A 24,394-nucleotide genomic window follows, 5' to 3' on the forward strand; every position below is an offset into this window, starting at 1 on the left:
CCGGCTCCCAGACCCCGTGCGTCGACAGCCACGGGAGCATCATCCCGTCCTCTGCGGGCAGCCGGATCAGACCCGCGTCGGACAGCACGAGCGAGCTGGGCGGCCCGTCCGGCACGCCCACCTGACGCTCGTGCTCCCGGACGACGACCCGCCGCAGCGCGTCCGCCGTGCGGGCGGTGCGCTCCAGGTCGTGGAGGCGCGCCGCCAGATCCCCGTCTCGCTCCCGAAGCGCGTCGGCGACCCTCGACTCCAGCGAGTCGATCCGATCCAGGGTCTTGTCCAGCGCCGCCGTCAACCGGTCCAGCCGCTCGACCACCAGGTCGACCTGCCGGTGCCGAGTGCTCGACTCGCTCCTGGTCGCCTCCTCCACCGCGCGCAGGCGCTGTTGCTGGCCCGCGAGGTCGGAACGGGCCCGCACCACCGCGTCGTCGGTGCCCACCAGATGCTCGGCGAGCTGGCCGCGCTGCCGGTCGATCCGGTCGATCTCGGCTCGCAGGGCGTCGAGATCCACGGGTTCGACGCCGCCCGCGATCTCGTCCTGCCTGCGCAGCAGCTCGCCCGCGGTGCGCTCGACACCGTCGACGAGGGAGCGCATCACCTCGCGCAGGTGCCCGTCGTAATGGCTGAGGGCCTTGAGCATCGCCCGCTGCAACGCGGGCGCCAGCATCCTGCTGCCCTGGGTGTCGACCTCCGGGGCACGGTGCAGGGCGTGCCGGGCGGCGACGAGCGGCTTCAGCGGATCGTCGTCGACCGTCCGCTGCTGGGCACGGGACTGCCGCCAGCTTCGGTAGGCCACCTCCACCATCCCGCGCACCTGCTGTGCCGCCCAGTGCACGTCGCGAGCCGCCAGCAGATGGTCCCGCGCCGCCGAGCCGAGGCCCGCCACCGCGTCGGGGGCGTCGGCGAAGCGCCGCAGCAGCTCGGCGGCCGACCTCATGTCCGGCTCGCCCCGGCCTTCGAAGCACGGCACCAGGGCGGCGAGGTCGGCGCCGAGCAGATCGGCCGTCGAACCGTGGTCGGTGGTCAGCACCGGCACGCCCCTGGCCACCGCCCTCAACAGCCGCAGGGCGATGTCGTCGCCGCCCGTCACCAGCTCCGCGTCGCGATGCAGCGACACGACGCAGTCCGCCGCGTCGATCAGCTCGTCCTCGGAGACCCTGCTCGCGTCCAGCAGGGTGACGCGGCGATCGGCCGCCGTCGCCAGCCGCAGCCGCTCGGCGCCCTCCTGGTGTTCGCCGGCCCCGGTGACCAACAGGACCAGTCGCACGTCGGTGCGGTCCGGGAACGCCGCGAGGAAGGTCCCCACCAGGCCGAGCGCGTTGTCCCGCCGCTCGTCGGCGTGGTCGATCGAGGCGGCGAACACCATGCCGTCGTCGAGCCCGAGGCGTGCCCTGGCGGCCTTGCGCGCGGGCAGGTCGAGCAGGCCGGGGTCGGGCACCGGCAGGGGCACCACGCGGACCGGGCGGCCCACCCGCTGCATCCTGGACCGCGTCGTCTCGGAGAGGACCCACAGCTCGGCGGCCTGCGGTGAGACCGCGACACCGCTCACGCACACCTGCACGAGATGCCGGTCCGGCATCGTCAGCGCATGGCCGGTGCAGTCCAGCACCACCGGGTAGCTCGGCTCGGCGGCCGTCGGCAGCCCGGACTGCTCCACCGCCGAGCGCAGCAGGTCGGCCACCGGGTGATCGCCGAGGACGGAGACGCCGAGCTGGTCCAGCAGCTCCACACCGGAGAACTCCGGCACCGAGGGCACCGTCTCGGGATGCACCCGGCCAGCGGCGAGGCCGGGGCCCGCGCACCAGGCACGGAAGCCCTCCGCGTCGATGCCGAACGGATCGGGGAACTCTCGGCGCAACGCCGCGTCGCCCCGCCACACCGCCGCCACCCAACGGTTGCCGCCCGCCCGGCGTTGCACGGCGTCGGCCGGACCCGCCGCCCAGTGGAGGAAGGCCCGGGCCTGGGCGGCGGCGTCGGCGCACACCGCGAACGCGGGCGGCGGCGGTTCGGCGCCGGTTCGTTCGGCGGCCATCCAGCCGTCGTGAAACTCCCTGCGCAGCTCCACCGGGAGGGCCACGCCGTCGGGCAGGACGTCGAAGCGAGGCGAGGCGGTCCTCGTGCCGCGCTCGCCCGCCTCCGCCAGCTCCCTCAGGTAGGCCGCGCACAGCCCGGCCAGTTCAGGATGCTCCGACAACAGCACCCGGGGCCGATCGCTGACCCTGGTGGACAACAGCCACGGGCGCTGCGGGTCGAAGCCGTCGAAGTGGACGGTCCGCAGCGGCGTGCCGTCGGCGATCATCAGCAGGCCGTCCTCGTCCCGCCACAGCTCGCGTTGCGCGGCATTCCAGCTCGACAGCCCGACCCCGGCGTCGCGCAGCACCCGGTGGTCGACCAGAGCCGGTGCTCCGTCGAGGAAGCCCGTTCCGCCGGGGGCGAGGCGGGCCTGCTGCGCCCAGGAGTGCAGGAAGCCCTCCGCGCCGGGGGCCACGGCGACCATTCCGGTGTCGAACGTCCCGCCTGCCGCCAGCTCCTCGGCGGCGGGCCGCAGCCCGTCCCGAGGCAACGGTTCCAGGACTCGCGGTGCCAGTACCAGCGGCCGCTCGTGCACGGCGGGCACGACCCGGTCCAGCAGTGAGCCGACCACGTAGACCCAGGGGTCGAGATACAGGACGGGGTAGCCCAGCCGCAGCAGGTGGGCGAGCAGCCGGGGCCGCAGTGTCGCGCGAAGCTCCTCACCGGTGCAGGCGGTGGCCAGCCTGCTCAGCTCGCCGTCGGACACTCCGATGTCGACGGGCCGCAACACCTCGCCGTCGCCGCCCGCGCCCGTGTCGGAACCCGATCCGTCCACCGTCAACAGGATGAAACGGGTGTCGGGATGCTGCGTCCTCAGCGATCTGCGGAGCACCGTGGCGGCGGGCAGCTCGCCCGCCATGGCGATGGAGCACACCGTGATCGCCCAGGTGGTCGCGCCGTCGTCGTCGCCGTTGCGGACGATTCCGGGAGCCGCTGCCCTCGGCTCGACGACCGAGGAGAACCCCGAGGCGGCCTCGGCGAGCTCCGGCGTCTCCTCGGGCCACCGCTCCTCGAGATCATCCTCCGGCGGACCCGCGTCCGGCCTGGTGGTGCTCTCGGAAACGGCAGGCTCCTCTGGAGCGGCGAGGTCGGCGGCGCGCTCGCCGTCTGCTGGCACATCCGTCACGGTTACCGAATTTATCGCCTCCCCCGACCCGCCTCTCCCCTCGATCCCGTCAGAAGGTCACCGGCCGGGTGGTCGATCCCGACGGGGCCCGCCGAGAACCGTCACAGCATCGGCATCAGGGTGCGCAGCTCGTACGGGGTGACGTGACTGCGGTAGGCGTCCCACTCGGCCCGCTTGTTGCGCAGGAAGAAGTCGAAGACGTGCTCGCCGAGCGTCTCGGCGACCAGTTCGGAGGACTCCATGACCTCCAGCGCCTCGATCAGGTTCTGCGGCAGGCTCGCATAACCCGCCGCACGCCGCTCGCGGTCGCTCAGCGACCAGACGTCGTCCTCCGCGGCGGGCGGCAGCTCGTAACCCTGCTCCACGCCCTTGAGTCCCGCGGCGATGATCAGCGCGTACGCGAGGTAGGGGTTGCAGGCGGAGTCGGGGCTGCGGATCTCCACCCGCCGCGAGGAGGCCTTCCCCGGCGAGTACATCGGCACCCGCACCAGGGCGGAGCGGTTGGAGCGCCCCCAGCAGACCGCGCTCGGAGCCTCGCCGCCGGTGACCAGCCGCTTGTAGGAGTTGACCCACTGGTTGGTCACGGCGGAGATCTCTCTGGCGTGCCGCAGCAGCCCGGCGACGAAGGCCTTGCCGGTGTCCGACAGCTCGTAGGGGTCCTCGCTGTCGTAGAAGGCGTTGCGGTCACCCTCGAACAGGCTGACGTGGGTGTGCATCCCGGAGCCCGCCTGACCGGTGAAGGGCTTCGGCATGAAGGAGGCGTTGACGCCCTGCTGGATGGCGACCTCCTTCACCACGTAGCGGAAGGTCATCACGTTGTCGGCCATGGTGAGCGCGTCGGCGTAGCGCAGGTCGATCTCCTGCTGGCCCGGCGCCGCCTCGTGGTGACTGAACTCGACCGAGATCCCCATGGCCTCCAGCGTCTCGATGGCGCGTCGCCGGAAGTGCGGGGCCGTGTTGTGGCTCGCCTGGTCGAAGTAGCCGCCGGAGTCGGCCGGGATGGGCTCGGTCCCGTCGTCGGGCAGGTCGCGCAGGAGGTAGAACTCGATCTCCGGATGGACGTAGCAGGTGAAGCCCGCCTCGGTCGCCTTGGACAGGGTACGGCGCAGGACGTGCCGGGGATCCGCCCAGCACGGCGAGCCGTCGGGCATCGCGATGTCGCAGAACATGCGCGCCGAGTAGTGTTCGCCCTCCGGTGTCTCCCAGGGCAGCACCTGGAATGTCGCCGGGTCGGGCTTGGCCACCATGTCGGACTCGTAGGCGCGCGCGAAGCCCTCGATCGCGGAGCCGTCGAAGCCGATGCCCTCGGCGAAGGCGCCTTCCAGCTCGGCGGGCGGCACGGCGACGGACTTGAGGAACCCGAGCACGTCGGTGAACCACAGCCGGACGAAGCGGATGTCCCGCTCTTCGAGCGTGCGAAGGACGAACTCCTGCTGGCGATCCATGAGCGGCAGCGTAGGCAACGGCGACGGCGGGCGTGGCACGCCTCGCCGTCGCGCGCCGTGCATGGTGGTTCGCGCGTCGACCGCGAGGTCAGCAGGTGACGTCGTCGGCCGGGACCTCGAGATCGACGAGGTAGCGGATGCCGATGTCGTCCACGCAGGTGACGCCCTGTAGGAACACGCCGTGCTGGTTGCCCTCGTAGGTCAACAGGCTCGCCCCCATGGCCGCGGCGAGGTCCACACCCGCCTGGTACGGCGTGGCCGGATCCCCTGTGGTGGAGATCACCAGGGTGTCGGGCAGCGCCTCCGGGTCGAGTTCGAGGTCGTCGGCCGTGGCGGGCACGGGCCAGAACGAGCAGACGTCGCGCACGCCGCCGGGCTCGCGGCCGTCGTCGAGGAACGGCGCGGCCTCACGGTAGCGCCGTTCGGCCTCCTCCGCGGTCTCCTGGTCCATGCGTTCGGTCTCGTCGGCACACCGGATCGCGTTGAAGGCGTCGGTCATGTTCGAGTAGTGCCCCTCGGCGTCCCGACCGTGGTAGAGGTCGGCGATGAAGATCAGCATGTCGCCCTCGCCGATCGCCAGCGACAGCAGGCCCAGGTCGAGCAGTTCCCAGAGCTCCTGGGTGTACAGGGCCTGGATGACGCCGGTGACGGCGTCGTCGTAGGACAGCTGCCTGCCGTCCTCGGTGGGAGCGGGCTCGTCGATCAGCGGCTCGACCAGGCCGCGGAACACCGCGACCGCCTGTGCGGGGTCGCCGCCGAGCGCGCAGGTCTCGCGCGGCGCGCACCACTCGGCGAAGGCGTCGAAGGCCTGTTGGAAGCCCGCGCCCTGTGCCACCAGCTCGTCGACGGCGTTCTGGTCGGGGTCGACGGCGCCGTCCAGCACGAGCGCCCGGACGTTGTCGGGGAAGGCGTCCGCGTAGGCGCTGCCCAGCGAGGTGCCGTAGGAGAAGCCGAGGAAGGACAGCTGCTCGTCGCCCAGGGCGGAGCGCAGCAGGTCGATGTCGCGGACGGCGTCGACGGTGCCGACGTGGGAGAGCAGCTCCTCGCCGGAGCGCTCCACGCAGCGGGCGACGTACTCCTCCAGCCGCGCCTCGGCGGCGGCGACCCCCTCCGGCGAGGTGTCGACCTCGCTGATCAACCGGTCGGCGTCGGCCTCCTCGTCGGTCGAACAGCGGATCTGCGGCTCGCTGGTTCCGACGCCGCGCGGGTCGAATCCGACGAGGTCGAAACGGCTGCCCAGTTCGCCGCCCGCCACCTGCGGCACCAGGCCGGCGGCGGCCACGACACCCGATCCGCCGGGGCCGCCGGGATTGACCAGCAGCGATCCGATCCGCGACTCCGGGTCGGACGCGGGTCGGCGGAGCAGGCCGATGCTGATCCGCTCGCCGTCGGGGTCGTCGTAGTCCAAGGGTGCCTCGGCTCGGGCGCATTCCAGGCCGGACCGGGTCAGCAGCGGCCGTTCCTCCTCGGCCAGGACGAAGTCGTCGCAGGGGCCCCACCGCAACGACTGGCCGTACAGCTCCTCGAGGCCGTCCGGGACCACGCCCGCCGGGCCCCGCTGCTCGATGGCGATCGCGGGCTCGGCGGCTCCCTCCACGGAGACGGTGCAGGCCGCGGAGACGGACAGCAGGGACAGCAGGGATGCCGCGGTCAGGGAGGCTCGGCTCAGACGTCGCACGGGGGGTAATCCTGCCAGTGCGGTGTGACTCGGGCCGGACCTGCTGTGATCTCGTCGGGTCGCCGTACGAAGATGTGCGCATGGCGCAGCTCCGGATGGCACTGGCTCAGGTGAACGCGACGGTCGGCGATCTACGCGGCAACTCGTCCAAGATCGTGGACCGCGCTCGGCAGGCGGTCGAGGCGGGCGCCCAGGTGGTGGTGTTCCCGGAGATGGTGCTGACGGGCTATCCGATCGAGGACCTCGCGCTGCGGCGATCGTTCGCGACGGCGGCCCGTGCGGAGATCGACGTCGTGGCCGAGCGGCTCGCGTCGGCGGGCTGCGGTGCGGCGCTCGTGGTGATCGGGTACCTCGACCACGACGAGAAGGGCCCGCGCAACGCGGCCGCCCTGGTGCACGACGGTCGGGTGGTCGAGCGCTACGCCAAGCAGCATCTGCCCAACTACGGGGTCTTCGACGAGTTCCGCTACTTCGTGCCGGGCGGGCGGCTGCCGATCGTGCGGTTCGGCGGCGTGGATGTCGGCGTGGTGATCTGCGAGGACATCTGGCGCGAGGAGGGGCCGACGTCGGAGCTGGCGGCGGCGGGAGTCGATCTCGTGCTGTGCCTGAACGGGTCGCCCTACGAGCGGGCCAAGGACGACACGCGTGGTGAGCTGGTGGCCAGGCGGGCCAGGGAGCTGGGCGCGCCGATGGCGTACGTGAACCTCGTCGGCGCCCAGGACGAGCTGGTGTTCGACGGCGACTCGATGATCGTCGACGGCGACGGCGTCCAGCTCGCCCGCTCGCCGCAGTTCGTCGAGGACCTCCTGGTGGTGGACCTGGACCTCCCGCCGCGGGACGCGGCGCGGTCGGCGGGACGCGGCGCCGTGGGCACGTCGGAGATCGCGCGGACCACGCTCTCCGAGGCGGTGCCGCCGATGGCGGCGGACGCGCCCGAGGCCCGGCCCGTCGCGCCGCCGCCGCTGTCGGAGGAGGCGGAGGTGTGGGCGGCGCTGGTCACCGGGCTGCGGGACTACGTGGCCAAGAACGGCTTCCGGACGGTCTCGCTGGGCCTGTCCGGCGGCATCGACTCGGCGGTGGTGGCGGCGCTGTGCGTCGACGCCGTCGGGGCCGACCGGGTACACGGGGTCTCGATGCCCTCGTCCTACTCCTCCGAGCACTCGAAGTCCGACGCCGCCGATCTGGCGGAGCGCACCGGCCTGCACTACCGGGTCGAGCCGATCGTGGACATGGTCCGGGTGTTCGTGGATCAGCTGGGCCTGTCCGGGCTGGCCGAGGAGAACGTCCAGGCTCGCTGCCGCGCGGTGACCCTGATGGGCCTGTCCAACCAGGAGGGTCACCTGGTGCTGGCCACCGGCAACAAGACCGAGCTGGCGGTGGGCTACTCGACGATCTACGGCGACGCGGTGGGCGGCTTCGCGCCGATCAAGGACGTGCCCAAGACCTTCGTCTGGCGACTGGCCGAGTGGCGCAACGCCGAGGCGCGACGACGTGGCGAGACACTGCCCATCCCGCCGAACTCCATCACCAAGCCGCCGTCCGCCGAGCTGCGCCCCGATCAGATGGACTCCGACAGCCTGCCCGACTATCCGATGCTCGACGCCGTGCTGGACGCCTATGTGGAGGGCGATCAGGGCTACGCGGACCTGGTGGCGGCGGGCTTCGACGCGGCGCTGGTGGAGCGGATCGTGCGGATGGTGGACGCCGCCGAGTACAAGCGGCGACAGTATCCGCCGGGCACGAAGATCACCCTGCGCGCCTTCGGTCGGGACCGGCGGCTGCCCATCACCAACCGGTGGCGCGAGCACAAGCCGACGCCGGAGCAGGAGCGGGCCTGACGGCGGGGCACCGCTGAGGCCGGCGCGGGGTTGGTGAAGGCCTGGCGGGGCCGGTGCGGGCTCCTGCGCGGGTTGCCGTGATCGACCGCCGGTCTGCTCCGGCCGGGCGCCCTCGGCGACGCCGCCCTCGCCGGGGTACGACGAGGGCGGGTTCCCGAGCTGACGGACACGGGCGGCCGGGCGGAGGACGGGGTCGCCTCGGCGAGCACCGACAGGCTCCCCCGGCCGCCGATGCCACGTCATCCGTCAGCACAACCACCCAGCCAGGCACGTCAACCAGCAGGCACGTCACCCGGCCGCCCTCGACGGGCGCTCACGCCCGCCCCGCACCGTCCGCCCTATTCGCCGGTGCGGCCGTCGATGCGCTCGCGCAGCAGGTCGGCGTGGCCGTTATGCCTGCTGTACTCCTCGACCAGGTGGACGAGTATCCACCGCAGCGATCGCTTCGTCCGGCCGCCCAGCGCGAGGACCTCGAGCGACTCGGCCTCGGCGATGCGGGCGTCGCCGTAGGCCGTCTCGGCGCGCCAGGTGGCGAAGGTCTGGTCGACGTCGGCCTGCGTGACCGTCGCGGGATCGACGGCGTCGAAGTCGCCGTCCGGATCGTCGTCGCTGTAGTACAGCGGTGCGGCCTCCTCACCCATGAGGGTGGAGCGGAACCAGTTCCGCTCCACCTCGGCGAGGTGCCGCACCAGCCCCAACAGGGACAGTGACGACGGTTCGACGGAGCGGGTGGCGAGCTGGCGCGGGGTGAGATCGGCGCATTTCATCGCCAAGGTCTGCCGGTGGAAGTCGAGGAATCCGGTGAGTATGTCGAGTTCGCTGCCCTGATCCGGCGGTTCACGCCTGTCTACGGTCATCAGGGCATTGTGTTGGGTCATCGGCGGCGAAGGCATCCGCTTTTCCTCCGGTCGAAGCGGCGGGGCCGCCGAACGTCGTCGCTCCCCGAAGGACGGCCGACCGAAGCCACCCGGTCTCGTCGCCGCCGTCCGTGTCCCCGGCACCGTGCCGGCTCGTTCGTTCCCGCATCGCATCGGCGGCACCGGCGGCGAGCAGGCGGCCCGGCTGCCTCGGGCCTGCGCTCGGCGAGGTGGGCGTTCGAGGTTGTGAAGCCGATCCCACCCGGCTGCCCCGGTGCCTCGTTCGTGACACGCTCGATGTCAGGACCATTCACGATGACCCAGGGACCTGCGCGCAGGCCTTGAGGGAGGACGGTCGACGATGCCCGAGGTTCGTGAGGACGAGCAGCCCGCGCCGTATGGCGGCGGTGCAGGCGCCCCCAGGCCGACCCGGCGAGTACGGGTACATCATCTGCGGGAGATGAAGGAGCGCGGCGAGGCCTGGCCGATGCTCACCGCCTACGACATGTACACCGCGAAGATCTTCGACGAGGCGGGCATTCCCGTGCTGCTGGTCGGCGATTCGGCGGCCAACAACGTGTACGGATACGAGAGCTCCCTTCCGGTGAGCGTCGACGAGCTCCTGCCGCTCGTCCGGGCGGTCACCCGCTCGGCGAACCGGGCGCTGGTCGTCGCGGACCTGCCCTTCGGCAGCTACCAGGCGTCCCCGGAACAGGCGCTGGCCACGTCCGTCCGGATGATGAAGGAGGGCCGCGCCCACGCGGTCAAGCTGGAGGGCGGCAGGCGATTCGCCCCGCAGGTCGAGGCGCTGACCTCGGCGGGCATCCCGGTGATGGGCCACATCGGCTTCACCCCGCAGAGCGAACACGGCCTGGGCGGATATCGGGTGCAGGGACGGGGCGCGGGCGCCGACGCGCTCGTGGCCGACGCAGTGGCGTTGGAGGCGGCCGGCGCCTTCGCCGTCGTGCTGGAGATGGTGCCCGCCGAGGCCGCGAAGCGCGTGACGGCCGAGCTCTCGATCCCCACCGTCGGCATCGGCGCGGGCCCGGACTGCGATGCGCAGGTGCTCGTCTGGCAGGACATGGCCGGCCTCAACCAAGGGCGTTCGCCTCGTTTCGTGAAGCGCTATGCCGACGTCGCGGGCGTGCTGTCCCAGGCGGCGCGCGAGTTCGCCGCCGAGGTACGCGGCGGGGCGTTCCCGGCCGAGGAGCACTCCTTCCACTGACCGGCTCGGCGCGGGCCGGGCTGCCAGACGGCGCCGGGCATCTCGACGTCCCGCGTCCGGCCGTGCTTCCGGACCCACGATGGGTCGGCCCCTGAGGCGAGACGTGCGGCGACGGTGGAGCGGTCGGCCTCGGCTGGCGGCTCCACCCGCCGTGCCTCCGCTCGGCCGGGCGGGGTCGGTCAGGGCCGGAGTCGGACCGGACACGGCTCGGCCAGGACACGGCTCGGTCAGGATCGGGACCGACCGGAACCGGGCTCGGCCGGCGCTGTGACCGACCAGAACCAGACCAGAACCGACCTGGCCGGGGCCGACCACGGCCGGCGAGCCGCCCGGTCGCCGATTCGTGGATCCTCGGCGAGCCTCGACCCGTCCCGGCCGCGCCGAGGGACGCGCGGCGGCCCCGAGACGGGCCGATCCGCCGCTCTGCGGCCTCAGGCGGGCGGCGGGGTGCCGTCGCCGAAGGGACTGCCGCCGAGCGTCTCCCGGCCGTGGGGTGAGTGCCAGCCCGCGAGATCAGGTCCCGCCGGGACGATGCGGGTGGGGTTGATCCGGTCGTGCGTCTGGTAGTAGTGCCGCTTGATGTGGTCGAAGTCCACCGTGTCGCCGAAGCCCGGCGTCTGGAACAGGTCTCGGGCGTAGTCCCACAGCACCGGCAGCTCGGTGAGCTTGTCGCGATTGCACTTGAAGTGACCGTGGTAGACGGCGTCGAAGCGGACCAGGGTGGTGAACAGTCGGATGTCCGCCTCGGTGATGGACTCGCCCACCAGATATCGGCGCCCGGCCAGTCGGTCCGACAGTCGATCCAGCTCGCCGAAGAGATCGGCGAACGCCTCGTCGTAGGCCTCCTGCGAGGTGGCGAAGCCCGCTCGGTAGACGCCGTTGTTGACCTTGCGGAAGATCGGCTCGACCACCTCGTCGATCTCCGCCCGAGCCGCCGTCGGGTACAGGTCCGGGGCGCCGGGACGGTGGAACGCGGCCCATTCGGTCGAGAGGTCCAGCGAGATCCGCGGGTAGTCGTTGGTCACGACCTCCCCGGTCCTGACGTCCACCACGCTGGGCACGGTGACCCGGCCGGTGAACTCGGGGTCGCGGGCGCGGTAGGCCTCGGCGAGGTACTCGATGCCCAGCACCGGATCGCGGCCGCCGGGATCGAGGGTGAAGCGCCAGCCCCGTTCGTCCCGGATCGGGTCGACGACGCCGACGGACAGCACGTCGGCCAGGCCGAGGAGTCGGTGCACGATGATCGATCGATGCGCCCACGGGCAGGCCTTCGACACCACCAGTCGATAGCGGCCCGGCTCCACGACGCGGCCCGAGGAGCCTGACTCGGTGATGCGATCGGTGAAGCGGTTCGCCTGTCGGACGAACTCGCCGCCCGCCGAGGTCTCCGCCCCGAACTGCGCACCAGACATGCCTGTCAGCCTAGGCCGGTGCGTCGGTTCGCGCGGATCGTCTCACTCCGCGGACGCGGACCGAGCGGCGTCGCCCGCGTCGGCGATCCGGTCGAGCACCGGGTCGAGGGCCGCGCGCAGCACGGCGGCGGCCTCGGCGAGCGACGGGCCGTGCCAGGTGAGGTGTCGGCCCGAGATCAGGGCCGCGGGCATGCCGGGGAAGGCCTCCGGGCCGTCCGAGGCGTGAAAGGCGTAGGGCTCGTCGGGCAGCACCACCAGGTCGGCCGCACCGTCCCGGAAGAGACCCCGCAGCTCGTCGAGCGACGGCCTCGGGTACCGATCACCGTCGGCGGGAGCGCCCTCCGACGGGTCGCCCTCACAGGCGTTGGCCACGCCCAGTCTGCGCAGCACGTCGCCGGCGAACGTGTCCGGGCCGAGGACGACCCACGGCCTGCGCCACACCGGGATCACCGCCCTGGCGCGGACCGAGGGCAGCCGGGCCCAGTTCGAGGCCGCCGTTCGCCACCAGGCGGGCGGAGCGACGTCGAACACCTCGCGAAGCAGTCGCCGCAGCGAGCCGAGCGCCTCGGGCACGGTCGCCGGAGCCGCCGTGACCCACACCGGGATGCCGTGGGCCCGCAGCTCCGCGACGTCCTGCGGCCTGCTCTCCTCGCCGTTGGCCAGGACCAGGTCCGGAGCCAGCCGCCGCACCTCGGCCACCACCGGGTACTTCGAACCGCCCACCCGGACCACGTCCAGATCGGGCGGATGCACGCAGTAGTCGGTGGCGCCGATCAGGGCGCCCGGCGCGACGGAGGCCACCGTCTCGGTGAGCGACGGGACCAGCGAGACCACCCGCCTCGGCGGCCGGGGCACCGGGACGGCGGCGCCGAGATCGTCCCGGCGGATCACGACTCGGCGCTCTCGCTCAGGCGGACGTCGCCCGACGCGCCGGAACCGGGGACCCGTTCCACGGGGCGCGCGCCGCCGCCCGCCGCGCCGACGGCCGTGCCCACCACGCCCAGGCCGTATGTCCCGCGCGAGTCCGTCTCGCCCGCCACGCCCTCGGCCGGCCCGGCGCCCGGCGGCCGGTCTCCGTCCGTCCCCCGCTCGTCGTCGACCGGCGTCGGGTCCGTCGGTGCGGGATCGACCGGCATCGAATCTGTCGGCATCGGTTCGAGGCGCACTCGGCGAGTGATCGGATCGGCCGAGGTCAGCCGCACCCGTAGCCGCCCGCCCAGCGGCAGACCGACGGCGTGCCGAGCCAGCACGGGCGGGTCCGTGATGAAGAGCTCGCTGCCGTTGTCTCCGGAGCGCACCACCGTCGCCTCGAACTCCTCGCCGACGCGAGGGGCCAGCGCCCAGGCCTCACTCTGACTCACGCAGGCCCGTTCCACGCGGCCCGCGAGCTGATCGGAGGCTCCCATCAGCGACGGCAGCCTCGGCAGCGCGGCCAGGACCCACTCGGCGGGCTCGACGCCCGCCTGCGCCGCGAGACAGATCTCGGTGCCGAACCGGTCCACCAGGCGCCGCAGCGGCGCGGTCACGTGGGCATAAGGGGCGCCGATGCCCGCATGGCCGTTCTGTGCGGGCGCACCCGCGTCGAAGGCGGTGTAGCCCGCGCCGCGCAGCAACCGGGTCGCGTCCATGAACAACGCCATGGACTCGGGCCTGACCGGATCGAGGCCTGCGAGCAGTCGAGCGGGCTGGACGTCCGGCGGCCACGGCACCCCCAGCGCCCGTGCGTCGGCCCGCAGCCGCTCCACGGCCGCGGCCTCCGGTTCGGGCAGCGTCCGGAGGACGCCGACCCCCGCGTCCACCATGATCTCGGCGGCGACCATGCCCGTGAGCAGGGAGATCTCGGCGTTCCAGTCGTCGATCTCGGACCGCCGCCGGATGGCGGGCCGCCAGCCGCCCGCCCCGTCGGGGACGACCTGCTGGTCGGGCAGCTCCAACTCGATGGCGCCGCGCCGCTGCGCGAGGGCCCGACGGAGCCTGCCCAGCTCGGGGAGCAGCGCGATCGACGGGTGCGGCGTGCCCGCCGCCAACGAGTCGGCCACGGTGTCGAAGTCCAGACACGCCACCGAGCGCACCAGGGCACGGCAGACCGACGCCGACTCCACCTCCCCGTCGGCGTCGAGGTCCATCGTCCACAGCACGGCGGGTCGGACGCGGTCCGGCAGCAGGCTGGCGGCGTCCTCCGACAGCACCGGCGGGTGCAGCGGGATCACGCCGTCCGGCAGGTAGAGCGTCTGGCCGCGCCTGCGGACCTCGGCGTCGAGGAGGCCGCCGGGCACGACGACGGCGCCCAGGTCGGCGATCGCGTAATGCACGCGATAACCACGTCGGCGCCGCTCGAGGTACATGATCTGATCGAGGTCCTTGGCGCCGGCCGGATCGATGGAGGCCAGCGGAAGGTCGGTGGCGTCACGGCGCGGACCGGGCGCCAGGTCTCGACCTGCCGCCTGCTCGGCTTCGACGAGCACTCCGGGCGGGAACTCCGAAGGCAGGTCGAACTCGGCACGCACCTGGCTGAAGTCCAGGCCTGCGGCTGTGCTGCGGCTCGTCCTGGCGGGCACGGTCCTCGACCCTACTGGGAATCCGCCGCCGAACACACCAGGTTCTTCCCTGACTTCGCACGGTGATGGAATCATCGAGGGGTGTCACCGTCAGTCACGGTTGATCACGCAACGGCCATCCCGCAGCCACGAGGAGCCTCCGGTGCACACCCCCCTCGGTCCGCCGCCCGACGACTCCGCCGCCCCGACTCCCGACTCGGTCGGCCCCGACCAGGCCGGCCCGCGCCCCGTCTCGGCCGGCCCCGACGCAGACCTCTTCCCCGCCGCCGCCCATCCCGACGACTCGCTTCCCGATATCGCGGAAGGGGGCGGTCGTGCCGGCGCGGCGCACTCCGACCCCGATAAGGGTGACGCCGATCCACGTACCTCGACGGCGGCCCTGAGTCCCGACACAGCGGCCGCGAGCAGTCGCCCGACCGCGAGTGCCCACGTCACACGCACCGCGACCGCGACGACCGAGACCGAGGCCGTCGGTCCGACGGCCGACGTCGTGATCGCCGATCCGCCGCGCCGGAGCATGCCGCCTGCCACCGCCGACGTCCCCCCGGCAACCGAGGCCGCCGCCTCGGCGACCACCGTCGCCACGCCGGAGCGGTGGGAGGCCGGAACCGGGCGGACCGCCACGCCCGCCACCACGTCCCCGGCTGCCTCAGCAGCCCCGGCTGCCGCCACCGCGCGGATCGTCCCGGCGGACACACCGCGTCCGGCACAGGACGAGTCGGCCCCCCGACCACGCCACGCCGGCGCCGTACGGGAGGGCCCGACCACGGGTCCCGCAACGGCGGCCCCGGACGCGACCGGGGAACCGCGCAGGCGGACGTTCGAGGCCGACGCCCTGCCCGCCGACGTCGTCACCCTGGGGGACGGCCACGCCGAGCGAGCCGCACCGGACCGGACCCGACGGCCGGGGCATCACGACACGGACGAGGCACTCGGCGACGATCGGCCGGATCGGGGGGTGTTCGAGATACCCGCCGACCGCGCGACCCGGCGCCGCGACGACACCGGATCGGCCGAACCGCCGCGGGCGGGTCGGCCCCGCGCGACCGGCCCGCGGCGCCCGCTGCCGCCGTCGCTGCCGACCGCGGGCGACGCCTCGGTCCCGCGCAGCCGCGTCGACGTGAGCGCCTGGCTCGGCGCGCTGCTGAGTCTGCCGTGGACCCTGAGCAGTCTCGGCCTGCTACTCGTCGTCGGCGCGCTGCTCGGTGATCACGTGTGGGCACCGTTGACCTGGCTGGTTCCGGTGTCATGGCTGCTCTCGGCGTCGGTGATCTTCCTGCCTGGTTGTGAGAGCCTCCTGGCCAGGATCTCCTTGAACTCCCGGCCGCCGACCGAGGGCGAGCGCCGCGTGCTGGAGCCGATCTGGGATTCGGTGTTGGACGACGTGGTGGCCGATCCGCGTCGCTTCCAGCTGTGGGTTCAGGACGTCCCGGAGCTGAACGCCGCCGCGGCGGGCGGGCGGATCGTCATCGTCACCAAGGGCGCGTTGCGGCTGCCCGCGCACACCCTCGCCGCCGTGTTGGCGCACGAACTCGGCCATCATCTCGGTGGCCATTCGCTGATCCTGCGGCTGCACGGCTGGTATTCGATCCCGATCCGGCTGTTCCTGGCGTTGACGGTGGGGATCGCGCGACTGGTCGGTGCGATCGGCAACGCGATCACCCGCACGGGCAGCGCGGTGGGGATGGCGCTCGCCTTGATCGCGCTCGTCGCGGGCCTTGCCTTCGCGATCTACCTGAGCCCCATCCTGTTGCTGGTCCCGGTGGCCTCGGTGCTGCTCGCCGCCGCGAGCCGGCTGAGCGAGATCCGTGCCGACCGGATGGCCGCGCGACTCGGCTACGGCCCCGCGTTGATCGAGGTGCTGACCCAGTGGATGCGCGACGGCCACGCCGCCAACCGCACCCCGCCCGGCCTGCGTGCCCGGCTCTTCGCCTCACATCCCTCGCACAGTCGACGCATCAGGAAGCTGGAGGAGTACCTCGGTCGCTGACCGCTTCGCCGACGACGCGACGACGCGCAGGCCGCGCTGCGGCGCCCGTTTCCCCGGCGCGGTACGGCCGTCGGCTCGCTGGACCCGCCCGACCGTGTCGTCCAGGATCCGGGCGTCGGGTCCCTGACCTGGTGTGGGGCCTATGCGGTGGGGAGGCGCCACGGGACGGGGGCCGCTGGGCGGGCCCGGTGTGGCGCCTCGCCTGCGTGATGTGGAGCCGGCGCGACGCGGACGGTCAGTCCTCGTCCTCGTCGTCCTCCTCACGCCAGGCCTTGTCCTGTTCGTCGGCGGCCTCGGTCCGGGCTCGGGCGATGGCCAGCGCGTTCGCGGCCGTATCGGCGTCGGGATAGGGGCCGAGCCGGTCCAGGGAACGACATCCCGAACCGCGCTCGACCTCGCCGTGTTTCAAGCAGTAGTACCAGGCTGCGGGATCGACCACCCGCCGAGCCTGGCACGTTCCGGTTCCCCTGTCATCCGCGATGACATCCGAGTCGCACCCGACATCGCCGCCAGGTCCGACCTCGTCGGTGTGGGCTCCGCCGCCTGCGGCGGGCGGCGGGCGGCGGGCGGCGGAATGGTTCGGACGGAACGCCCGTCGGCCGAGACCGTACGGGCACGGCCATCTCGGCACGGCCACCGGTGCGAGCCCTCCGTCGCCAACCCCTGTCGCGAGCCCCCGGTGCGTCGACGATCCCGTGCGGAAGCCGTCTCCTCGTCGACGGCCGCCAGACGCCTCCGCTCTTCGGAGTCGACGGCCCGTGGCTGCCGGGGCCGCAGGCCCGAGCGACCCGAGATGCCGATCCACGGTCGGTCCCCCGAGCCGAGAAGGGCAGGGCGAGCCGGCTCGAACGAGCCGAGCCGGGGCGAAGAGGCCGAGAGAGGGAGGCGGTGTCCGGACCGGGGAAGGGGCGAGGAGAGCAGTCCGGGACACGATCGACCGCGAGACCGCCGCGGGAGAGGCTCGGAGACCACCCGCCCGCCCGGACCGGTCGAGACCGGACGAGCCCGGCCCGTCCCGAGGCGCCGTCAACCAACCGAGCCGATGGCCGGTGACACCGCCGGACAGGCCGGGTCCGGTCTCAGGTGGAGCCGTGGGCCTTCGCCGCGGGCTGTCGCACGAGCGGGTCCAGACAGGACACCAGGACGGTCCGGTCCTCGGGGTCGTCGATCCGTCTTCCGTTGCGCTCCCGGTAGACCAGCTCCCCCTTCGTGTCGATCTCCACCAGGCAGCCGACCTCGGCCAGCTGCTCCTCGTCGAGATCGATCAGTCGCTCGCTGCGCGAGGGCACCACCCGGTACACCGGCCACGGCAGATGACCGTGTGCCTGATGGAACTCCGCGAGCAGGTGAACGAGCTGCTGCTGCCAGGGAAGCGGCATCGACTCCACCAGGGTGCGAGGCAGCACCGCGTACGCCGAGTCCACGCCCGCCCCGCCATGAGCCTGCGCGCCCGACAGATAGTCGCGCAGTGGGGAACTCGACGCGGGAGGACCTGCGTGTCTGGGGATCGGCTCTGGCGAGAACATGCTCCTCCTCGGGTCGTGCTGTCCGTCAGGTCAACTGAGTGGCGGGCCCGGGGCGGATGGCAGTCGGAATCAACTTGCCGCCGTCCCAGAGCGGCGCTCGTTTGACCACGTCACCGGGTTGAGGGGCATGCACTACCTCGTTGTTGCCCAGGTACAACGCCACGTGGTCGACCGCTCGCGGACTGCGTCCGGCCCCCCAGAAGATCAAATCACCTGGCAGCGCCTCGTCAAGAGGCACCGGCATCCCCGCGCCGAGGAACTGGTCCTGAGATACTCGAGGAATCGTGACGCCCGCCGCCTCCCAGGCCCGCAGGGTCAGCCCGGAGCAGTCGAACGTGCCCGGTCCGGTCGCTCCCCAGACGTAGGGCTTGCCGATCTGGGCCAGGGCGAAGTCGATGGCCAGCGCGGCGCGCTCGTCGGCGGGCGGAAGGTCCCGACAGTCGTCGATGTCGGTGACGCCGCCGAGCTCGGCGATGAGGAAGACCGCCATCGCCTCCCAGCGGTGGTAGCGGTCGGGGAACGCCGACCGCTCCACGGCCTGGGCCGCGTCGCCCGGCCGCATCTCCTCCCAGCCGGGCACGGTGAGCAGGACGTCGTAGAACTTGTTGATCTGATAGACCGGGTCCTGGAGCTGTTCCGGCGTCCCCCAGCCCATCGACGGCCGCATCTGGAAGATGCCGAGCGAGTCCCGGTCGCCGTAGTCCAGGTTGTGCAGATTGGACTCGGTCTTGCCCGCCTGGATGGCGATCTGCCACGCCCGAGGCGACTCGTCGCGCTCCTTGCCGATGCCGATGATCTGCGCGGTGATGTCCAGCGACTCGTCGTCGAGCGTGGCGGCGTCGCGCTCCCCGAGACCGGCGTCCTCCCCGCCCCACAGGCCGTGTTGCGGCACGCAGTAGCTGTAGGTGCCCGCGTAGGCGGTCCCGCTGCTCACGACCGTGCTGACGCCGCCGTAGACGAGGAAGGCGACGAAGCCCGCCGCCGCGAGGAATCCGAAGAGCATCAGTTTGCGCATCAGGCACTCACCTGGTCGTAGGCCGACACTCGCCACTCTCCCTCTCGGACGATCAGGGTCAGCTCCAACGGCTGGGTGTCGGTCGGCAGCAGGACGATCAAGGTCGAGTCGTCGGAATCCGACAGCTCGGGCTCGCCGGTGATCTCGTCGAAGGGGATGTTCCTCGGGTCGACGGAACTCATCACGGCCAGCCGCTCCTCCGTCGTGAAGGGGGCCAGCCGGGCCAGCCACTCCTCGGTGTCGGACGTCTCCTCGTGGCTCAGCCAGGCGGCGCCCCACTCGCGGGCCACGTCGATGCCCTCCTCCTCGGGTGGGAGCGGCAGCCCGGACTCGGTCAACTCGATCGACGGCGGGGCGGCGTCCTCCCAGGCGGTGGTGGAGGGTGCGGTCGGATCACCGGAGCCGGGACGGGGGTCGCCGAGGTCGGCATCCGTCGCGTCGCCGTCGCCGTCGCCGCCCTGCGCCGTCGACGTCGGATCGACCGTCGCCCCCGACTCGGCGTCCTGCTGCTCGGGCAGCAGAACGCCCATCCCCGTGACCAGCAGGGCCAGCAGGACGACGGCGAAGATCAGGTGTCGGGGCGAGCGCATCGGCCACCCCCAGAGCCTGCGATACACCGCGGCCCTGCCTCGGTTGGTGCGGATCGGCACGGTCGCTCCTCACTGACTCGCCGGACGGCGCCGACACACCCGACGGCGCCGACTCATCCCATGACGCCGACTCATCCCACGAGACCTCACCGGGCATCGCCGCCTTCTCGAACCTCCAGACCACGAGACGGCCGGTACACCACGAACACCGGCCTGCCCTGGACGACCTCCATCTCCGCCCGCCGGGGCGACGCGGCGGGGCCGCGGCCGCCGGGCAGGCCCGGCTCGGCCGCCATCCGCGAGGGCAGCACGACGGCGTCGTCCTCGCGGCGGTCCCATCCGCCGCTGACCGGCGAGGTGTCCACCACCCGGCTGGAGCGGGGCGGCATCCCGCCCGCCGTCGCGCGGTCGGCGGCCGAGGCACGCGGCGGGGAGCCGCCTGCACCCGGCGGGAGCGCGGGAGCCCCGTCGGACCGCGCGGCGGGCAGCGCCTCCGCCGAGGACGAGTCGAGGCTCGCGTGCGCCGCCACGGTGGTCCGGTCCAGCCGCTCGGCGGTGACCGTGGCCGGGTTCGCCGCCTCCGGCCTGCTGCGCTGCCCACCCCTGGTCGGCGTGGCCGAGTCGTCCGAGTCGGACTCGCGCACCTGGTCCCAGAACTCGTCCTGCGGGGTGCGCTGCTTCTCGCCGCGCTTGCGGAAGAGTCCCGGCGGTCCCTTGGGCAGGCTGCCGCCGACCGCGCCCGCCGACAGCTCGACCATCTGCCACATCCGCCGGAAGGGCTTGACGATCATGAACAGCACGACGGTGATCAGGATGGCCAGCAGCATCTGCGCGAGCAGGGAGAGCCCGCTGGCCGAGTTGAACAGCCAGGTCAGGATCAGGGTGTGCACGCCGGCCAACGCCGAGACCACGACGACGTTGAGCAGCGCGGCACCCACCGCACGCCCCACGCGCCGCAGCACCTCGTGCTGGATCATCGCGATCAGGCCGATGATCGGCCCCGCCAGGATCAGCACCCGCAGCAACACCTGGGCCAGCAGGATCGCGGCCTTGGCGAGGAGCTGGAACAACGCATAGGCGAAGCCCTGGATCATCGCGAGGAAGCCCGCACCCATCCGGCTGCCGTCGACGCCCTGGAAATAGCCGTAGGAGCTGCCCATCTGATCGGCGATGGCGTGGAACGCCGCCTGCTTCTCGTCGGGGGCCTCGGCGTCGAGACCCTCCGCGACCTCCTCCTTCGTCCAGGCCTGCGCGCGCACCAGATCGCGGCCCAGCTCCTCGGCCTGCGGCGCGTCGGTGGCGCCGAACTCGCCACGCAGCCAGTTGTCGTAGACGACCCGTTCGTGCAGCAGTTCGGGCAGCGCGTTGCGCTCGTCGACGTCGACCTCCTCCAGGAAGCCCGCCTGCACGGCGGAGGTCCCGGTGATGAGGATGTCGTCGAGCAGGTTCGTGTAGATCAACGGCGTCAGGTAGGTGGCCGCGGCGAGCCAGATCGCCGCCAGCGCCCACATGCCTCGTCTGCTGATCCCGGCGAGATCGCCCCGCCAGATCTGTCGGAACATCAGAATGCCCAGGACGACCGCCAGAATGCCGAACAGCGGCGTGTAGACGGTGTCGTAGAGGGCGTTGGTCCCGGTGGTGATCAGCTCGTCCAGCGGCCCCATCAGGTCGCCGTCGAGCAGCGCGTAGTGCAGCCCGTTGGTGGCGCTGACGAGGTTCTTGCCGATGTTGAACAGCTGGTTGCCCGCCCAGGTGTCGATCAGGGCGTTCGGGTTGCGGATGCCCTCCGGCCCGCAGCCGAGGTCATAGGTGTGCCACACCAGCCCCGCGTAGCCGACCTCGTCGTAGACGCTGCCCGGCTGACCGGTGCCCATCGGCGCGGGGTCGAAGGCGCCGACCATGCCCGCGCCGGGTCGCTCGGGGTTCGGCGCCACCCGACACCCGTCGTTCTGCGCGTTGGCGGGTGCACCGAGGATGATCTGAGCGCCCAGCACCGCGATCACCACGGTCAGCGCGCGACGACGCGCCCGGCCGACCGGGCGGATCCGACCCGCCTCGGCCCGTCGTCGGGCGGCACGTCGCCGCAGCGCCCGCAGTCCCGCCACCAGAAGCAGCAGGACCCCGAACAGCAGCAGCGTCGTGATCATGCCGAGTCGTCCCTGCCCGTGTCACGGCTGCGGTCCGCTCCGCCGCGCGCCATGCCGTTCACGCCGACCTCGTCCAGCTCCCTGGAACCGACCTCCCTGGAACCGACCCGGCCGGGCTCGACGTCCCTCGCGTCGATCTCGTGAGGGTCGAGATCGAGGGCGTCGATCTCCCCGACGTCGAGATCGGCGTCCAGGATCGGGTCGAGGGCGACCTCGTCGCGCCCCTCGGCCCGATCGTGCGGCCGTTCCCTGGGCACACCGCCGCGCACGGCGGGCCGCGCCTCGGCCGACCCGGTGGGCGTGGTGTCCAGCGCCGAACGCAGGTGCCCCAGATGCGGACCGGAGAAGTCGATGCGGATGCGTTCCACCCCGCCCGCGCCGTCGCCGAAGATGAACTGCCGGGGCGCCATGTCGCGCTCGGTCGCGTTGCGGTGCCCCGCGGGCCTGCGCCCGAGGCTGGACACGACCTGCTCGTAGCCCGCGCCGACCGGGACCTTGAGCAGCCGCAGCGCGTCCGCCTGTGCGTCCTCGTCGTCGAGCCTGCCGATGAACACCGAGTCCAGCAGCGACACGAAGCCCTGCATCTTGAGGAAGTCGCCGGGCACCTGACTGGACAGCAGGACTCGGACGTTCCACTTCCGAGAGTCACGGGCGAACCGGTTCATCAGGACACGGCCGGTGGGCACCTCGGAGAGGAAGAAGGCCTCGTCGATCCAGACGCCCTTGCGCTCGTCCTTGGGCCGCTCGTAGATGGACCGCTGGGTCAGCCAGGCCGCGAGGTTGAGCAGCTCCACGCCCAGCGACTCGGCATCGGTCCAGTGCTCCCGCCCGATGCCGTCCTTGGGCATGGTCAGGCCCGCCATCGTGAGCACCGTGAGCCGGTCGTCGCGCTGGTGCGAGTACGGATCGGCGTCGTCCTCGGGGATGAGCAGCGACATGCGTTCGCGAAGCTCGTCGAGGAAGTCGGCCACGACCACGGCGTGTTCGCGGTGCTCGCTGGCGTCCCGGCGCAGCGCCTCGAACACGAGTCCGGGATGAGCGTCCGGTCGGCCGCCGACCGTGCGGACCGCCCGCAGCAGGACGATGCGGGTCTGGGCCAGCCGGGAGACCTCGTAAGGCAGCAGTCCGGTGAGGACGTCCAGCACCAGCCGTCGCCGGGTGGCCGCCGACAGGGCACGCTCACGCCGCCAGGCCCGCTCCGGATCGTCCTCGTCGACGAAGTGTTCGAGCTGCGGCTCCGCCACCACCCGATACGGGTTGAGAATGCCCGGTTCGGCGTTGAGCAGATTGATCGGCCGCGCGTAGGGCCGCAGCTCCGGCAGCTCGCACAACGCGGCCAGCGGGCCGGACGGGTCCAGCAGCGTCCAGTTCGCCCCGGCCCGCAGCGTCTTGTAGACGATGCCGCCGCCCAGGAACGACTTCCCGCCGCCGAGGCCCGCGACCATCGCCGTGAGTCCGGAGGCGTCGCGGACCTCCTGGGCCATCCACGGGTCCCAGGCCACCGGTCGCCGCGTGGCGGTGCAGGTCTCGCCGAGGAGGATGCCACGCCGGTCGCCGACGTCGGCGGTCGCGGCGGGCACCGAGGACGCCGCCCAGACGACCGAGCCCCGTCGCTGATAGGCGGCCGAGGCCAGCGGCTCCCCCGGGATGAACTCCCGGGCCAGGCCGTACTGGGCCTCGGGGTGCTCGATGGCGACCTTCGGCTTGTACAGCTCCAGCATCTGCTGGGCCAGGCGCAGTGCCTCCCGCTCGGTGGAGCCCGCCACGGCCAGCCGCCACCACGACCGCACGCGGGTCGCGAGCGCGGTGAAGCCGGTGGTCATCTCATCGTCGATCTCCAGGACCCTGGCGGCCTGTCGGGACAGCGACTGCGGCGGCTCCAGCTCGTGTTCGTCGGTGTAGTGCCGCACCTGGGACCGCACCTTGTTCATCTGGCGTTGCAGCTCGCCCGCGACCTCCTCGGGTCTGCGCACGTAGATGCGCGCCGACCACTCCACGGGGGCGGGCAGCCGGTCGGCACGCTGCATCCACGGGTCGTCGACCTCGGGAATGCGCAGGCCGTGCATCATGCCGACGGTCAGGACCGCGACGTGCCGGGTCATGCCCGCGTTGGAGCCGGTGCGGCCACGAACGGTGACCGTCGGGGCGTACGGGTCCTGGTGGAGATCGGCCGCGTCGGTGAAGGAGGCGAGGTCCTCCGGCTCCCAGGTGTCCGACGGCACCGCGGGCATGTTGCGCGGCGAGGGCAGCCCGAGCGAACAGGACCGGTGCATCAACCAGGACATCTCGTCGGCGGTGACCGGCCTGCCCTCCAGGCCCGCCGATCCCATCACCTGATCGAGGTGCTCGATCTCGCTGTCGAGGGCGAGGAGCTCGGCGTCGACGGCCTCGGGGAAGATCCGGCGCAACAGGGGGGCCGCGCGTTCCACCGCCCGGTCCATCACGTTGCGGGTCTGGACCTGGACGCCGAGATAGACCTCCTTCTCCGCCATCGACCGGCCCATGAGCTGCTGCTGCTCGCCGACCATGTAGTCGTCGAAGGTCATCGCGCCCTGGGTGTCGGGCAGCCTGCGCACCGCGTTGTGCACGTGCGCCTCGGCCCACATCCGAATCGGATACGGCCGGGTGGTGGCCCGCAGGTGCAGCCAGCGGCCCTGCAACTCGGCGTACTGGCCTGCGATGGCGTGGATCAGGTCCTGTCGCTGGGCGTCGGAGCGGAACGACCAGCGCTGCGGCGCCAGCCGGTACCAGGCGTAGACGTCCTGGCTGGTGCGCAGCAGGTGTCCGTCGATGCTGCGCGCCAGGATCGACGGGGTGTACGCGGGGATCGACTGCTCGCCGGGAAGCCTGCGATCACGGCGCTTCTTGGCCGCCTTGCCGCCACGAGGCTCGTTCGCATAGGGCTCGGTGTAAC

Annotated in this window: 15 protein-coding genes and 1 pseudogene (1 of these 16 only partly in view); 3 read left to right on the top strand and 13 right to left on the bottom strand. The window is 72.4% G+C overall.

The genetic code is table 11. The features are described 5' to 3' along the window. The 3 genes from AHOG_RS23215 to AHOG_RS23225 form a co-directional block, all read right to left on the bottom strand. A protein-coding gene (locus AHOG_RS23215) for an FkbM family methyltransferase (protein WP_093943231.1) crosses the window boundary here: on the bottom strand, window positions 1–3,199 show its 5' portion. 731 nt of this gene lie to the left of the window's left edge; only the first 3,199 of its 3,930 coding nucleotides appear in the window; it begins with the start codon at window positions 3,197–3,199; the stop codon falls past the left edge of the window. A gap of 101 nt (window positions 3,200–3,300) precedes the next feature. Further along, complete coding sequence (gene glnA / locus AHOG_RS23220; protein WP_093943232.1) at window positions 3,301–4,644, bottom strand: type I glutamate--ammonia ligase; 1,344 nt, start codon at window positions 4,642–4,644, stop codon at window positions 3,301–3,303. An 88-nt stretch (window positions 4,645–4,732) separates the two neighbouring features. Then, a complete protein-coding gene (locus AHOG_RS23225; protein ID WP_245856405.1) occupies window positions 4,733–6,322 on the bottom strand; it encodes an alpha/beta hydrolase in 1,590 nt (529 codons plus the stop codon). Window positions 6,323–6,402: 80 nt separating this feature from the next. Between AHOG_RS23225 and AHOG_RS23230 the strand changes: the two genes are divergently transcribed. Next, window positions 6,403–8,160, top strand: coding sequence for an NAD+ synthase (locus tag AHOG_RS23230; RefSeq protein WP_093943233.1), 1,758 nt, complete (start codon window positions 6,403–6,405; stop codon window positions 8,158–8,160). A gap of 338 nt (window positions 8,161–8,498) precedes the next feature. On the opposite strand, the gene AHOG_RS23235 is transcribed toward AHOG_RS23230, so the two are convergent. Beyond that, complete coding sequence (locus AHOG_RS23235; RefSeq protein WP_093943234.1) at window positions 8,499–9,017, bottom strand: DinB family protein; 519 nt, start codon at window positions 9,015–9,017, stop codon at window positions 8,499–8,501. Window positions 9,018–9,378: 361 nt separating this feature from the next. On the opposite strand from AHOG_RS23235, the gene panB reads away from it, so the two are divergent. Next, entirely contained in the window at window positions 9,379–10,242 is an 864-nt protein-coding gene (gene panB, locus AHOG_RS23240; RefSeq protein ID WP_093943235.1) for a 3-methyl-2-oxobutanoate hydroxymethyltransferase, read from the top strand. Window positions 10,243–10,673: 431 nt separating this feature from the next. Here the strand turns inward: panB and AHOG_RS23245 are convergent, their stop codons facing one another. The 3 genes and pseudogenes from AHOG_RS23245 to AHOG_RS23255 form a co-directional block, all read right to left on the bottom strand. Continuing rightward, the gene (locus AHOG_RS23245) at window positions 10,674–11,654 is read right to left on the bottom strand and encodes a glutathione S-transferase family protein (protein WP_093943236.1); all 981 of its coding nucleotides are present in this window, start codon (window positions 11,652–11,654) and stop codon (window positions 10,674–10,676) included. Between the two features lie 42 nt (window positions 11,655–11,696). Beyond that, a complete protein-coding gene (locus AHOG_RS23250; RefSeq protein WP_093943237.1) occupies window positions 11,697–12,545 on the bottom strand; it encodes a helical backbone metal receptor in 849 nt (282 codons plus the stop codon). A gap of 263 nt (window positions 12,546–12,808) precedes the next feature. Further along, window positions 12,809–14,287, bottom strand: a pseudogene (locus AHOG_RS23255) (RNB domain-containing ribonuclease); the annotation flags it as partial. Window positions 14,288–14,354: 67 nt separating this feature from the next. On the opposite strand from AHOG_RS23255, the gene AHOG_RS29625 reads away from it, so the two are divergent. Beyond that, the gene (locus AHOG_RS29625; protein WP_245856406.1) at window positions 14,355–16,202 is read left to right on the top strand and encodes a M48 family metalloprotease; all 1,848 of its coding nucleotides are present in this window, start codon (window positions 14,355–14,357) and stop codon (window positions 16,200–16,202) included. Window positions 16,203–16,437: 235 nt separating this feature from the next. On the opposite strand, the gene AHOG_RS23265 is transcribed toward AHOG_RS29625, so the two are convergent. From AHOG_RS23265 to AHOG_RS23290, 6 genes are all read right to left on the bottom strand, one after another. Beyond that, complete coding sequence (locus AHOG_RS23265; RefSeq protein WP_093943239.1) at window positions 16,438–16,641, bottom strand: hypothetical protein; 204 nt, start codon at window positions 16,639–16,641, stop codon at window positions 16,438–16,440. Between the two features lie 640 nt (window positions 16,642–17,281). Continuing rightward, window positions 17,282–17,728 carry a hypothetical protein gene (locus tag AHOG_RS23270; RefSeq protein WP_093943240.1) on the bottom strand — a complete coding sequence of 149 codons (447 nt, stop codon included), beginning with the start codon at window positions 17,726–17,728 and terminating at the stop codon, window positions 17,282–17,284. 25 nt (window positions 17,729–17,753) lie between these two features. Further along, entirely contained in the window at window positions 17,754–18,743 is a 990-nt protein-coding gene (locus AHOG_RS23275; RefSeq protein WP_093943241.1) for a C40 family peptidase, read from the bottom strand. Further along, window positions 18,743–19,393, bottom strand: coding sequence for a hypothetical protein (locus tag AHOG_RS23280; protein ID WP_093943242.1), 651 nt, complete (start codon window positions 19,391–19,393; stop codon window positions 18,743–18,745). Before AHOG_RS23280 ends, AHOG_RS23275 begins: the two co-directional genes overlap by 1 nt. A gap of 86 nt (window positions 19,394–19,479) precedes the next feature. Further along, a complete protein-coding gene (locus AHOG_RS23285) occupies window positions 19,480–21,480 on the bottom strand; it encodes a hypothetical protein (RefSeq protein WP_245856407.1) in 2,001 nt (666 codons plus the stop codon). After that, window positions 21,477–24,308 carry an ATP-binding protein gene (locus AHOG_RS23290; protein ID WP_245857074.1) on the bottom strand — a complete coding sequence of 944 codons (2,832 nt, stop codon included), beginning with the start codon at window positions 24,306–24,308 and terminating at the stop codon, window positions 21,477–21,479. The genes AHOG_RS23285 and AHOG_RS23290 overlap by 4 nt, the downstream gene beginning before the upstream one ends. Between the last annotated feature and the right edge of the window lie 86 nt (window positions 24,309–24,394).

The sequence above is a fragment of the Actinoalloteichus hoggarensis genome (assembly GCF_002234535.1).
In the GTDB taxonomy this organism is placed as follows: Bacteria; Actinomycetota; Actinomycetes; order Mycobacteriales; family Pseudonocardiaceae; genus Actinoalloteichus_A; species Actinoalloteichus_A hoggarensis.

Excerpts from the sequence above, each read along its gene's own strand:
- AHOG_RS23245 (WP_093943236.1), bottom strand. The coding sequence starts at position 11,654 with ATGTCTGGTGCGCAGTTCGGGGCGGAGACCTCGGCGGGCGGCGAGTTC.
- AHOG_RS23275 (WP_093943241.1), bottom strand. The coding sequence starts at position 18,743 with ATGCGCAAACTGATGCTCTTCGGATTCCTCGCGGCGGCGGGCTTCGTC.
- AHOG_RS23270 (WP_093943240.1), bottom strand. The coding sequence starts at position 17,728 with ATGTTCTCGCCAGAGCCGATCCCCAGACACGCAGGTCCTCCCGCGTCG.
- glnA (WP_093943232.1), bottom strand. The coding sequence starts at position 4,644 with ATGGATCGCCAGCAGGAGTTCGTCCTTCGCACGCTCGAAGAGCGGGAC.
- AHOG_RS23230 (WP_093943233.1), top strand. The coding sequence starts at position 6,403 with ATGGCGCAGCTCCGGATGGCACTGGCTCAGGTGAACGCGACGGTCGGC.
- AHOG_RS23235 (WP_093943234.1), bottom strand. The coding sequence starts at position 9,017 with ATGACCGTAGACAGGCGTGAACCGCCGGATCAGGGCAGCGAACTCGAC.
- AHOG_RS23285 (WP_245856407.1), bottom strand. The coding sequence starts at position 21,480 with ATGATCACGACGCTGCTGCTGTTCGGGGTCCTGCTGCTTCTGGTGGCG.
- panB (WP_093943235.1), top strand. The coding sequence starts at position 9,379 with ATGCCCGAGGTTCGTGAGGACGAGCAGCCCGCGCCGTATGGCGGCGGT.